Source organism: Telluria sp. ZB4P34, from assembly GCF_059686055.1.
On the sequence record NZ_JCASIF010000002.1, the window covers coordinates 155,411 to 168,831 of the forward strand.

Below are 13,421 nucleotides of genomic sequence, written 5' to 3' on the forward strand. Positions count from 1 at the left end.
CCCTGAAGCGGGCTTTTTTTTGGCGCTGTTGCCTCCGCGTGTGGAAATCCGCTGTAGCGCTGTTCTGTAGCACCAGTCGGACAAGCTTGTCGGCGGATCGATGTGCTCGACTGTGTTCACCTTGCCTGCATCGGCCGATCCCTCTGCTCGCCGGGCAACAACGGGCGCCTGTCGTCCGGATCCGGCAATCGCCTGCCCACCCGGCAATCGTCCGCCGACGGCAGGTGTCGTTCTGGACTACCCGGCTCCACCCAAAAAGTCAGTGCGAATATGTAACTATTCGTCGAACTCGGCTATACTTCAAAAAAATTAGCAATATGCAATCGTTTTCGGTGTAAGACGTGCTGGACAAGCCGCTTGCGGACTCGGCGCTGGCGTGCTGCTCGGCCTCAAACCTGCTGTCCAACCCTAACTGGAGTAAGCCGTGAAAAAAAATTTCATTGCGGTGGGTTTCCTTGGCGCGTTGACTGCGTGCGGAAACGTCGAAGAACCAGTTGCCGAAGTCCCGACAGCAGCCACCCAGCAAGGCCGACGGGCGCTCGAGGCCGTTCCAAGCGTTCCCACGGTGCGCTTCCCTGGCAGCCGGGCCGACTATGCCATCGCCATCGGGGCGGCCGACACCAGGGTGACCAGCCGGTCCAGCGCGGCTTCGATCGTCCTGCCGCCATCGACGGCACGGTTGCAGTTCGCGGACGGGATGCTCGTCACCGATCTTGAGGGCAATGGCGGCAGGGTCTACCGGCTCTACCAGGCCGCCTTCGACAGGCAGCCCGATCCAGCAGGCTACGCCTATTGGCTGGGAGTCGCCGACCGAGGCACTCCGATCGACACCATCGCCGCAGGATTCGTTGATTCGGAAGAGTTCCGTCGCCTCTATGGGAGCAGGCCGAGCAATTCCGATTTCCTGCTGCGCCTTTACCAGAACGTCTTGCATCGCGCTCCCGACCAGGCGGGATTCAACTTCTACCTCGACGTCATGAACAAAGGCGCGGCGTCTCCCGTTCAGATCCTGGCGGACTTCAGTAACAGCCCGGAAAACCGCTTGCAGGTGGCCGAGTCGATCAAGAACGGGATCTGGGTACCGTCCGCGCCACAGCTGAAAGCCACAGTACATGAAAGTGTGCGGAGCATTGTTGCCGGGGGCCTGTTGGTCCTGGATCTTTCCGGCCCCTCCTTGAACGATGCGACCGTGTCGATCGGTGGGCAAGCACTCAAGTCGACGCTGGCAGAAGGTCGCCTGATGATGTTGTTGCCCGCGAACCTCGCCGGCAAGCAGCTTGTCAGGGTCTCCGCTGGCGGGCAAACGGTCGAATTGCCGCTGACTATCGATACGGCGCCTGTGGTTACGGCGCCCAAGCCCTACTTGACGGCTTACTTCGCGCGCGTCAGCCAGCAACTTGACGCCCAGGCGGCGCTTCCGGGAAGTAACCAGCAGCGGATTGCAGGTACACGTGCGCTGATCAGCGAGCAGCAGGCCAAGATCCAGCAGATGTCCGAGCAGGAGTCGCTTGCGGCCGCCCGCATGCTGGCCAGCGTCGTCGCCTCTGCGACCGGTCCTGCGAAAGCGGCGCCGATGTCGGCCCGGCGCGCGCTGAGCGCACGCTGCCTGGGCGCCGGAGCCGTCTTCACGAAGCAGGCGATCGACCCCATCGCATTCCTTGCAGCGACGTATGTCGCCTTGAGTCCACCGACTTCGCTGTTCGGCAGTGTCGTTGCGGTGGGCTTGCTGGTGCAGGCAGAAGCCGAGTTCCAGCAGGCGATGGATTCATGGGACACATTCATGGAGGCGTGCACCGGCAGGAACACCGACTTCGAGGACCTGACCGACGAATTCTCGATGTCCGTCCAACGCGCCATGATCGCTGGCGAAGGCCACGCCATGGTCGGCGCGAACATCGCGGCCAATGCGTCGGCCGCGGGGTTCTCGTTCACGCACGGCAAGCCACGGTCGTACGCGGTCAGGGAACGCCATGCCCTTCCGGCAGACGCGCCCGAAAGCGCGCTGATGGCGGCATATCGCCTGGCGACCGAGCTCAAGCGAGTAAGTGGACTCATCCGGCTGGCTGGCCTGGACTACAGCGCGGCCGTCGATGCATTCAGCAATCCGTTCAGGTCCGAGACCCGACCGGGCCGCGGCGTCGATTACGTCCTGGGAGCCGTCTCCGACGGTCGCATTGTAGGCAAGACGGAAGGGTTTGGCGACAAGCTCGCCTTCACGTTTACTTTCCAGGCGGGCAGCAATCCGGCTGGGGCCGTCGCATTCAACTTCGACGTGCTGCGGGCGGACACGCGCGAAAAAGTCGGTACCTATTCTGCCAGACTGAGTCCGGCTACGGGCACGCCGACCAGTACCGGTACCGTTTGGCAGCGGATCGTGCAGGCCAGCGGCAACCGTACCGAGCTGGCCATCGGCGGGATCAAGAACGAGCCTGCGAATCGCGTCTGGGGATGCGAGAAAAAGCGCGGTTCCAGCGAGGCGATCCTGTTCAAGGGGACGATGTCCAACGACATCGTCAAGTGGGATGCGGTGTACGGAATGCCTGACACCCGCCTGACACTGTCAGGCGACAGGCTCATCTGGGAATACATCGATCTGGGAAGCTACTTGCCGACGCCCTACGAAAAAGGAAGCTGGTCCGGTGAGTGCGGCCCGCTGGAAACCGTCCCGCCGACCAAAGCCGTCGTCGTATTGCCGGTGGACTCCACCATCTTTACCGGGGTGACGCTGGATGGGCAGCGGGTGCCGATCGTCAAGCTGCCAAAGGGAGCGCCACGCCCCGACTGCTCGAATCCGAACAGCGCGCTGACCTTGCAGCCTCCCGCCAGAAGCAGCGGCTCCGGGAAATACTACAGGCTCCTCGTGCACTACCGGATGGAGAGTGTCGACGCCGGCGGGCAGGTCACGAATCGTACGGACGAAACGGCATTCTACGAACACTATTTCACGCGTGGTGCATGCAATGTATTTACCATCGATTATGGTGGACCGATGGGATTCACCCTGGTCCGCTTCTGAGAAGCCGTTCCGGTTGACGGGCCGCGCCGCGCGCACGACTCGAAGCGCAACGCCACGGCATTTGGTGTAGGATGACCGCCATGTTTTCGTTCCTACAACACTTTGCCCATGCCTGAACACGATCCGCGCACTGCCGTCTCCTACGACTGGTCCGGCACCAAGCTTGGCGACCCGGACGGTTGGCCCCTGCCGCTGCGCGTTGCCGCCGACCTGCTGCTCAATTCACCCGTGCCGGGCCTGCTCGTGTGGGGCCGCGAAACGGTGCTCGTCTTCAACGAAGCGTATGCCGCCCTGGCCGGCCAGGCCGGCGGACGCCTGCCTGGCGGATCGGTACCCTCGGTGATGCCGCCCCCGCTTTCGGCTGCGGGCGGAGCCCTGCAGCAGGCCTGGTCGGGCCAGGCTGGCGTGGTGGCGGGCGCCCTGCTGAACTTCCGCCATATGGAAGGCCTGCGCGAGCACCGCTGCGACCTGCGCCTGACGCCGGTGCCGGACGGTGCAGGCGGCATCGGCGGCGTGCATCTGCTGCTGGCGCCGCCGGCCGCTCTACCTGTCGCGGCGGCGGAGCCGGAAGACCAGGGCCTGCGCATCCTGGTGGTCGAGGACAACCTCGACTCCCAGTACCTGGTATGCGAGATGCTCAAGGCCTTCGGCCACGAGGCCGACGGCGTCGGCCATCCGGACGAAGCGCTCGAGCTGCTGGCGAGGCAGCGCTACCACGTGCTGTTCTCCGACGTCAGCCTGCCCGGCATGTCGGGCGTAGACCTGGCGCGGCGCGCCGTGGCCGGCAACCCGGCGCTGAAGGTGATCTTCGCTTCCGGCTACGGCGACTCGCTGCTGCGCCACCTGGAATTCCCCTACCTGTCGCTGCAGAAGCCCTACGAGCTGGACCAGCTCCAGGACGCGCTGGCGAAAGTGGCGCGCCAGCCAGCGCCCGCCAGGTGAACTTCGCGTTGACGCGCCGCCGCGTCCCGGCTGGGCTACAATGGTCCGTGCCGGGCCAGGCGCGCCCATGCACCGGCAGTCCCCTACCGTGCCAGCGATGATGATTCCGACTGAACCGATCGGCAGCATTCCCCGCCCGCCCGAACTGGTCGCTGCGATCCGCGGCGGCGCCGGGGCGCGCGAACTCGCGTTCCTGCTCGACGAGGCGGTGCGCGCCACCGTGGCCGCCTTCGAAGCCACCGGGGCGCCCGTGATCAGCGACGGCGAACAGGGCAAGCTCGAGAATTTCTGGAGCTACCCCCTGCACGGCGCCGCCAACACCGCCCCGGATGGCTTTCGGATCCCGGTGGCGAACGCTGCCAATGGCGCGGGCCGCCGCATGCCACGCCTGACCCACGGCCCGTTCCGCTTCGGCTGCTATGCCGACCAGTACCTGCGCGCCGCGCGCCGCCACGCCACCCAGCCGATCAAGCAGGCCATCATCTCGCCCTCGGCGCTGTCCTTGCTCTACCCGCCCGACGGCCTGCCCGGCTACCCGCGCGAACAGTTTCTCGACGACCTGGTGCGCGAACACGAGACCGAGATCCGGCGCTGCCTCGAGGCCGGCGCGCACAAGGTGCAGGTCGACTTCGCGGAAGGACCGCTGGCGATGCGGCTCGACCCGAGCGGCGCGCTGCTGGCCAGCTTCGTCCACCTGAACAACATGGCGCTCGGCCGCTTCTCCGCCGCCGAGCGCGCCCTGATCGGGGTCCATGTGTCGCCGGCCGGCCTGATGCAGCCCGGCGCGCAGTCCCGCGCGCAGTCCGGCATCCCGGGCGCGGCAAGCCGGGTCGACTATGCAGACCTGCTGCCGGCCCTGTTCGAGATCCGTGCCGGCAGCTTCTATATCGCGATGGCCGGCCAGCCCGATCCCGAGCGCGTGCTGCGCATCGCACGCGAATACGCGCGTCCGGAGCAGCGCATCTTCGTCGGCGTGACCGACCCGTTCGACCCGCGCATCGAGAGCGCCGGGCAGGTGCGCGACCGGGTGCTGCTGGCGGCGCGCTTTCTCGAGCCGCAGCGCCTCGGCAGCACCGACGATGCCGGTTTCGCCCCCTTCTTCGACGACGACAGCATCAGCCGCGCCACCGCCTTCGCCAAGGTTCGCGCGCGGGTCGAGGGCACCCGCCTGGCGGCCGCACTCCTGCAGGGGGCCGCATGAGCGAAGAACACGAGCTCGAGATGATGCGCACGGCCGCGCTGCGCAACGCGCAGAGCGTGCTGGCCGCGCGCCAGCGCGCCGAGGAGGAGCTGCTGGCGGCCCAGGAGGCGCTGCGACGCGCCAACGAGCGCATGGAAAACATGCTCGAGAGCCTGTCCGACGGTTTCTGCGCGGTCGACCGCGACTGGCGCATCACGTATATCAACGGGCGCGCGCTCGACATGATCGCCCCGCTCGACAAGAGCCGCGCCGGCCTGGTCGGCAAGAACCTGTGGGACGAATTCGAGGACCTGCACGGCACCTCGGTGGCCCAGGACTGCCGCCGCGCGATGGAGCTGCGCGAGACCGTGGTGCGCGACTTCCACTACGCACGCCTGCAGTCCTGGCTCGAGATGCGCCTGCACCCGTCGCCCGACGGCCTGACCCTGTATTTCCAGGACATCACCCAGCGCAAGCTGGACCAGCAGGCCCTGGTGGAAAACAACACCCGCCTGCAGGTAGCGCTGGAGGCCGGCCGCCTGGGCGACTGGCGCTGGGACGCGGCGCGCGACCGGGTGCTGCTGGGCCCCCGCGCCGCCGCCATCCTCGGCCTGCCTGCCGACACCCCGCTGCCATGGCCCGCGCTGCGCGCGCGCCTGCTGCCCGAGCACCGCATCCAGGTGCGGCGCGCCGTGCTGCAGGCCTTCGGCGCGCGCGCCGACCTGAACATCGAATGCCGGGTCGACCCGGGCGAGAGCGGCGAGCCGGCGCGCTGGGTGGCGCTGGTCGGGCGACCGGACTATGCCGAGAACCGGGGCCAGGAAGCGCCGGTCGGCATGACCGGCGTGGTACAGGACATCACCGACCGGAAAAGCGCCGAGGACACGCTGCGCCAGAGCGAGGAATTGCTGCGCGCACTGGCCAACACCATCCCGCAGCTGGCCTGGATGGCGGGGACCGACGGCGGCATCGTCTGGTTCAACGACCGCTGGTTCGCCTATACCGGATGCACGCTCGAGCAGAGCGTCGGCTGGGGCTGGCAAGACGTGATCGAGCCGAGCGTCCTGCCCGCGGTGATGGCGCACTGGCGCGGGACCATCCGCAGCGGCGAGCCCTTCGAGATGGAATTCCCGCTGCGCGGCGCGGACGGCAGCTATCGCTGGTACCTCACCCGCGTCAGCCCGGTCCGCGACCAGCAGGGCCGGGTGGTGCGCTGGTTCGGCACCAATACGGACGTCGACGGCGTCAAGCGCGCCGAACAGGCCCTGCGCGAAGAGTCGCACGTGCTCGAGCTGCTCAACAATACCGGCAGCATCCTGGCCTCGACCCGCGACCTGCGCTCGCTGCTGCGCGCGGCGACCGAGGCCGCCCTGGGCGTGAGCGGCGCGCGCTTCGGCGCCTTCTTCCACTACGGCGAAGAAGGCAATGGCGATGGCGACGGCACGCTGTTCTCGCTGGCGACGCTGGCGGGCACCACCTCGGCCGAGTTCCAGCGCCTGGGCGCGCCGCGCGCCGCCGACCTGTTCGGCCCCGACCTGCGCGTCCGGGGCCTGGTGCGCCTGGACGACATCGCCGACGACCCGCGCTACGCCGGCAGCGCGCCCCATTTCGGCCTTCCGGGCGGACATCCGGCGATCCGCAGCTACATGGCGGCGCCGGTGGCGGCGCGCTCGGGCGAGCTGCTCGGCACCATGTTCTTCGGCCACCCGGAGCCGGGCATGTTCACCGAGCGCAGCGAGCGCATCGTGCGCGGCATCGCCGCCCAGGCCGCGATCGCGGTCGACAACACCCGCCTGTACGAGGCGACCGCCCGCGCCGCCGAGGAGCGCAAGCTGCTGCTCGAGAACGAGCGCGCCGCGCGCGCCGAGGCCGAACGCAGCAGCCAGATGAAGGACGAATTCCTGGCCACGCTGTCGCACGAGCTGCGCACCCCGCTGTCGGCCATCCTCGGCTGGTCGCAGGTGCTGCGCCGCGGCAGCCGCGACGGCGCCGACCTGCAGCGCGGCCTGCAGACCATCGAGCGCAACGCCCGCGCCCAGGCCCAGCTGATCGAGGACCTGCTCGACATGAGCCGCATCACCTCGGGCAAAGTGCTGCTCGACATGCAGACCATCAGCCCGGCAAGCTTCATCGACGCCGCCATCGAGACCGTGCGGCCGGCCGCCGAAGCCAAGCATATCGCCATCGAAAAACACTACCTTTCCGGTGGGCTGGTGGCCGGCGACACCGGCCGCCTGCAGCAAGTCATCTGGAACCTGCTGTCGAACGCGATCAAGTTCACGCCGCGCGACGGCCGGGTCGCGGTCGAGGTGAGCGAAGGCGAGTCGGAGGGCGGCAAGGTGGTGGCGATCACGGTGCGCGACAACGGCGCCGGGATCCGCCCGGAATTCATCACCCACGTGTTCGAGCGCTTCCGCCAGGAAGACGCCTCGATGACGCGCCGCCACGGCGGCCTGGGCCTGGGCCTGTCGATCGTCAAGCACCTGGTCGAGCAGCATGGCGGCACGGTGCGCGTGGAAAGCGCCGGCGAAGGCCTGGGCGCCAGCTTCACGATCGAACTGCCGCGCGCCGAGGCGCCGCCCGCCCGCGGTCTCCTGCGCGGCACGCCCGCTCCGACGCCGGCGCCGGACGGGCAGGACCTCGCGGCGCGCGACCTGGACGGGTTGACGGTGCTGGTGGTGGACGACGCGCGCGACGGCCGCGAGCTGATCGCGCGCATCCTCACCGACTGCCATGCCCGGGTACGGGTGGCCGCCAGCGCGCGCGAAGCCTTCGACGCCCTGCGCAGCGACCGGCCCGACGTGCTGGTCAGCGACCTCGGCATGCCGGAGGTCGACGGATTCGAGCTGATCGGCTGGGTGCGGGCGCTGCCGCGCGAGGCGGGCGGCCAGGTGCCGGCCATCGCCCTTACCGCGTTCGCCCGTCCGGAAGACCGCCTGAAGGCGCTGGAAGCCGGATTTTCGACCCATATTTCGAAGCCGGTCGAGCCGGGCGAACTGATTGCCGCGCTGGCCTCGGTGGCCAGCACGGCCAGGTCCGCCGACCCTCCGGGAACGCGCAGCAACAGTCCTTGATGCTCCTACCACGACACGCGGCGCTGTCCTACAAGAAATTTTATGAGCTTTGTTAGACTATGAAGAGATGGGATGTACCCATTCCAAAAGGAAATGGAACATGTTCCCGACAGCATAGAAGAGAATAAGCATGCCGAGCAGACAAGACATTTTGAACGCGAAGATCCTGGTGGTGGACGACTCGCCCGACAATATCGAACTCATGGAGGAGATATTGCGCGAGGAAGGCTATACCTGCGTCAGTTCGACGATGCTGCCGGAACAGGTGTGCCCGCTGCACCGCGAGCACAACTACGACCTGATCCTCCTCGACCTGCAGATGCCCGGACTGAACGGCTTCCAGGTCATGAAGGGCCTGAAGGAAATCGAACAGGGCGGCTACCTGCCGGTGCTGGCGCTCACCGCCCAGCCCAGCTTCAAGATTGCCGCCCTGGAAGCGGGCGCGCGCGATTTCATCAGCAAGCCCTTCGACTTGCTTGAGGTTCACAAGCGCATCCACAACATGCTCGAAGTGCGCCTGCTGTACAAGGAGCTGGCCCAGTACAGCCGCGCCCAGCAGGAGCTGGCCCTGCACGACGCCCTCACCGGCCTGCCCAACCGCCGCCTGCTCGAAGACCGCATCGAAACCGCCCTGCAACATGCCAACCGCAGCCATGCCAAGGCCGCGATCATGTACCTGGACCTGGACGGCTTCAAGGCGATCAACGATACCTACGGCCACGCCTATGGCGACGACATCCTGAAGATGGTGTCGCAGCGCCTGCTGGCCAACTCGCGCAAGGAAGACACGGTGGCGCGCCTCGGCGGCGACGAGTTCATGGTCGTGCTGGGCGACATCCACTGCCTGGCCGACGCCCAGGGCCCGGCTGCCAAGCTGGTCGAGGCGCTGTCGGAACCGTATTTCATCAACGACCTGACGCTGCGCCTGTCGACTTCGATCGGCATCAGCATCTACCCGGACGACGCAGAATCGGTGGACGCCCTGATCAGCATCGCCGACTACGCGCTGTATGAAGCCAAGCGGGCCGGCAAGAACCGCTTCTGCTCGCCTGCGGCGAACCGCCAGTCCACGGCCAAGATGCCGGGGGCGCCGGCGCCGGCACAGACGGTGGAGCTGGCGACGCCGCATCGCTGACTTCAGCTTGCGAACGACACGGGGAATATTGCCGCTGGCATGTTCCCCTTTTTTTGCGATGATCGGCTAAAGCAGACACGGCCTGAAGCGCCGGCGGGTCAGGACGGCAAACAGGCCAGGGGCAGCGCGCGCCGCCCCTGGCCTGCCGTGATGCGAGCAAGAAGCGGCTTCAGCGGTTTCCGCCGCCCTCGTCCTTCTGCAGGTAGCGGGTGTTGATTTCGGCCGTACGCAGCGCCTCCTCGCTGTGCGCCTCGATCGCCTGCGCATGCTGGTGGTCGCGGCTGGCGTCAACCATGTCCGGAGCCACTTCGATGCGGGTGATGCTGGCCTGCACCGAGACCGGATCGCTGGCCGGGAAGGTCATCTCGACGCCGTCGTCGAGCAGTTTTTCCCCAGCCGTATTCCTCGCGGAACCCTTGTCGCCGCCGGCCAGGGCCTTGATGGCCATGGCCTGGCCGACCACCTGCATGTTGGCCAGGTCGCCGATGGTACGGATGCCGGCCGCGGCGAAAGCGCCGGCCTGCTGTTCGTCGATGCCGCACAGCGCAGACAGCGGCGCGTCGAGCAGCTCGCTGAACGACTTGCCGTGGTATTCCTGGTTGATGATCGCGTCGATATTCATTGTATGTCCTTTCATGGTAACAGCCCGTTCCCCGTGTACGGTCGAACTGGACGCTTTCACTATCGCACAGGGCAGTTGTCGCGTATGTGCGGCAGCGTACATCGCCCCCCTGCACACAATTGAGTTTTGCCTGTTTGCATTTAATAGGGCGTGCTATCATTCCGTGTTATTACGGTGACTTTCTTTGAAGCAATACTTTTTACTGGACTGCGCGTTCGTGAATGCAGACCTCATAGTGAAAGCACTACAAACCCATCGTGGCACATACTGACAAACCCAAGATCCTGGTCGTGAACGACGACGCCGCCAGCCTGTTAGCGCTGACGAGCCTGCTCGACCAGTGGGCGGATGAAAGCAATTACAGCGTGCATTCGGCCCGTTCGGGCCAGGAAGCCTTGCGCCAGGTGCTGCTTCACGATTTCGCCGTGATCCTGCTCGACGTGAACATGCCCGACATGGACGGCTTCGAGACTGCCGAGGCGATCCACCAGCGCGCGCGCTCGGCCGACATCCCGATCATCTTCGTCACCGCCTTCCTGGCCGACGAGATCGACCGCCTGAAGGCTTACCAGCGCGGCGCTGCCGATTTCCTGTTCACACCCGTGATCCCGCAGATCCTGCACGCCAAGGTCTCGGTGTTCGTTGCGCTGGCGATGAAGAACGAGCAGCTCAAGCGCCAGGCCGAAAAGCTGTCGCAGCGCACCACCGAGCTGACCGCGACCAACCGCCGCCTGGTGCGCGAGATGGAAGAGCGCCGCGACGCCGAGCGCAAGAGCCACGCGAAAGACGAATTCCTCGCCATGCTCGGCCACGAGCTGCGCAACCCGCTGTCGGCGATCAGCAGCGCATCGTCGCTGATCGGCCTGCCGGGCGCCAACAGCGAGACCGTCGGCCGCGCCAAGCAGATCATCCAGCGCCAGAGCCAGCACCTGTCGCGCATCGTCGACGACCTGCTCGACCTGTCGCGTGCGATGTCGGGCAAGATCCTGCTGTCGCGAAAACCCACCGACCTCGCCACCCTGGTGGGGGGCTGCCTGGAGACCTTCCGCGCCACTGGCCGCACTGCCGGCTACCGCTTCAGCGTCGACCTGGCCCCGGGCTGGGTGGACGGCGATCCGACCCGCCTGGAACAGATCACCTCGAACCTGCTGGACAACGCGCTCAAGTACACACCCGCCGGCGGCAACATCGACATCGGCCTGGCCCAGATGGAAGACGACGTGGTGCTGACGGTGCGCGACAGCGGCGTCGGCATCCCGGCCGAGCTGCTGCCGCACGTATTCGACGTCTTCGTACAGGGCGCGATCTCGATCGACCGCTCGCAGGGGGGGCTGGGCATCGGCCTGTCGCTGGTGCGCCGCCTGGTGGAGCTGCACGGCGGCGGCGTCAGTGCCCAGAGCGAAGGCAGCGGCAAGGGCAGCACCTTCATGATCCGCCTGCCGCGCACCGAACCGGTGGTGCCGAGCCAGGCGCCGCAGCAGACCCATGGCGACAATACCGGCAAGCCCTCGGTGCTGCTGATCGAAGACAACGAGGATGGACGCGAGATGATGGCGACCATGCTGGCCGCCCATGGCTTCCCGGTCTCCCAGGCAGCCGATGGCCTGCAGGGCGTGGCGGCCGCGCTGACCGTCCGTCCGGCCGCCGCGCTGGTGGACATCGGCCTGCCCGGCATCGACGGCTACGAAGTCGCGCGCCGCCTGCGGCGCGACCCGGCCACCCGCGGGATCCGCCTGATCGCACTTACCGGCTACGGACTGGCGGAAGACCAGCGCCGCGTGCTGGAAGCCGGCTTCGACCAGCACCTGGTGAAGCCGGTCAGCATCGAGCAATTGCTGGAGGCGCTTGCGCCGGCCAGCCTGCAAGCAGCCGACGCAGCCTAGGCGACGTCCGGGTCCTTCTCCAGTTCATCGTAGGGTGGTCGGCTTCGCCGACCGCGCGTCCGACAGGTACATGTGCAGTCGTGTCGCATACCGGAGCTGAACGCGCGGTCGGCAGAACGTGATCCAGTCCACTGGACTGGATCACCCCTACGAAAAAGCACTGTCCTGCGCCTGGCCTCGGTCGCCTACTGCAGCTCGGCCGCGCGGGCGGCTATTTCCTGCCCCAGCGCCGCGAGGTCGAGCTTGAGTTCCTTCATTTTCGGGAACATCTCCTTCTCTTCTTCCTCGACGTGGTGGTCGACCATCTCGCCCAGCACCTTGACCTTGGCGTCGTACAGGTCGTCGCCCGGGTCCATTTCCTGGATCTGGGCGATCAGGTCCTTGGCCGAGGCGTGCTCGACGACGGCCTCGTCCACCATGTCCTCGGTTTCCTCGGTGGCTTCGCGCACGGCCGGGTACAGGATCTCTTCCTCGATGGTGGTGTGCATGATCAGCGCCTGGCAGATCTCATCGGCCAGCTTCTTCTTGCTGACCTTGGCGCGGTCGGTCATGTTTTCGAACTTCTCGAACATGGCGTGCACTTCGCGGTGCTGCGCGGTCAGGAGCGTGATGGCATCCTGCGGTTTGCTTGCGGTCGTCATGGTAGTCCCCCGTTGTTAATAAAGTGGCATCCGCCAGACTCCAGCTTCGCCTGAAACAGTCGGGACCACCGTTCGGCAGCGCACGCTGCGCCGCGCTGCCGGCAGGTGCTACGCACGGCCGTTGCGCGCCGCCGGAGCGCCAACTGTTGTATGATTTGGGAAACATTCAACCGAGCTTACGATGACCGAACCGGCACATCTGCAGACTGCTCCGGCGCCTGGCACAGCCAGCGCACCGGGTGCCGACCGCACCGCTGAACTCACCGAGATGCTGGGCTATCTCGCCGCCTGCTGGGACGAGGAACGCCGCCTGCTGGCGCGCCAGCTGCACGACAGCCTGGGCTCGTCGATGACGGCGCTGACCATGCACCTGGCCCTCCTCACCCAGCACATCCCGGCCGAGAACGCATCGATGCGCGACCGCAGCGCACAGATGAAGCAGCTGCTGGCCAACATCATCGAGACCAATCGCAGGATGCAGCTCGACCTGTGGAACGACAAGCTCGAGTTCCTCGGCCTGAAGGCCGCGCTGGCCGAGCTGGTCCCGGCCTTCGGCGCCGCCAACGGCGTCAAGGCGCGCGCCAGCCTGCCTGACGACGACGGCGCCTATACCCGTACCCAGGGCGTGGTGCTGCTGCGCTGCGCCGAGGAAGGCCTGCGTAACGTGGCCGCGCATGCGCGCGCCAGCGAAGTCGACGTGATCCTGGACGACGACGGCGACCAGGTGATGCTGACGGTGCGCGACAACGGCGTCGGGCTCGCCGCGGACGCCAATGTGCTGGAATCGACCAGCTGCCACGGCCTGCGCCTGCTGCGCGAACGGGCCCGCTTCCTGGGCGGCACACTGGAACTGCGCGCGGGCGATGCGGCGGGGGCCGTGCTGTGCATGACCCTGCCGAAGCATCCACCTGCCGTGTAGGGTGGTCGG

Annotated in this window: 9 protein-coding genes; 7 read left to right on the plus strand and 2 right to left on the minus strand. The window is 66.8% G+C overall.

Annotation, left to right across the window (positions count from 1 at the left end; all coding sequences use genetic code 11):
* The first annotated feature begins 424 nt into the window (after positions 1-424).
* The 5 genes from AC56KL_RS05170 to AC56KL_RS05190 all read left to right on the plus strand — a co-directional run bounded on the left by AC56KL_RS05170 (position 425) and on the right by AC56KL_RS05190 (position 9,347).
* Entirely contained in the window at positions 425-3,016 is a 2,592-nt protein-coding gene (locus tag AC56KL_RS05170; RefSeq protein ID WP_497179091.1) for a DUF4214 domain-containing protein, read from the plus strand.
* 108 nt (positions 3,017-3,124) lie between these two features.
* Positions 3,125-3,958 carry a response regulator gene (locus AC56KL_RS05175; protein WP_497179092.1) on the plus strand — a complete coding sequence of 278 codons (834 nt, stop codon included), beginning with the start codon at positions 3,125-3,127 and terminating at the stop codon, positions 3,956-3,958.
* A gap of 97 nt (positions 3,959-4,055) precedes the next feature.
* Positions 4,056-5,159 (plus strand): uroporphyrinogen decarboxylase/cobalamine-independent methonine synthase family protein, encoded by a 1,104-nt coding sequence (locus tag AC56KL_RS05180; RefSeq protein WP_497179093.1) that lies wholly within the window; start codon positions 4,056-4,058, stop codon positions 5,157-5,159.
* Positions 5,156-8,212, plus strand: a complete 3,057-nt coding sequence (locus AC56KL_RS05185; protein ID WP_497179094.1) for an ATP-binding protein — start codon at positions 5,156-5,158, stop codon at positions 8,210-8,212. The genes AC56KL_RS05180 and AC56KL_RS05185 overlap by 4 nt, the downstream gene beginning before the upstream one ends.
* A 130-nt stretch (positions 8,213-8,342) precedes the next feature.
* The gene (locus AC56KL_RS05190; protein WP_497179095.1) at positions 8,343-9,347 is read left to right on the plus strand and encodes a response regulator; all 1,005 of its coding nucleotides are present in this window, start codon (positions 8,343-8,345) and stop codon (positions 9,345-9,347) included.
* Between the two features lie 169 nt (positions 9,348-9,516).
* Here the strand turns inward: AC56KL_RS05190 and AC56KL_RS05195 are convergent, their stop codons facing one another.
* On the minus strand, positions 9,517-9,969 hold the full coding sequence (locus tag AC56KL_RS05195) for a hypothetical protein (RefSeq protein WP_497179096.1): 453 nt from the start codon (positions 9,967-9,969) through the stop codon (positions 9,517-9,519).
* A gap of 257 nt (positions 9,970-10,226) precedes the next feature.
* Here AC56KL_RS05195 and AC56KL_RS05200 point away from each other — a divergent pair, with 257 nt between their 5' ends.
* Positions 10,227-11,852, plus strand: coding sequence for a response regulator (locus AC56KL_RS05200; protein WP_497179097.1), 1,626 nt, complete (start codon positions 10,227-10,229; stop codon positions 11,850-11,852).
* A gap of 185 nt (positions 11,853-12,037) precedes the next feature.
* Here the strand turns inward: AC56KL_RS05200 and AC56KL_RS05205 are convergent, their stop codons facing one another.
* Positions 12,038-12,493 carry a hemerythrin domain-containing protein gene (locus AC56KL_RS05205; RefSeq protein WP_497179098.1) on the minus strand — a complete coding sequence of 152 codons (456 nt, stop codon included), beginning with the start codon at positions 12,491-12,493 and terminating at the stop codon, positions 12,038-12,040.
* Between the two features lie 181 nt (positions 12,494-12,674).
* Here AC56KL_RS05205 and AC56KL_RS05210 point away from each other — a divergent pair, with 181 nt between their 5' ends.
* Entirely contained in the window at positions 12,675-13,412 is a 738-nt protein-coding gene (locus tag AC56KL_RS05210) for a sensor histidine kinase (protein ID WP_497179099.1), read from the plus strand.
* Positions 13,413-13,421: the final 9 nt, after the last annotated feature.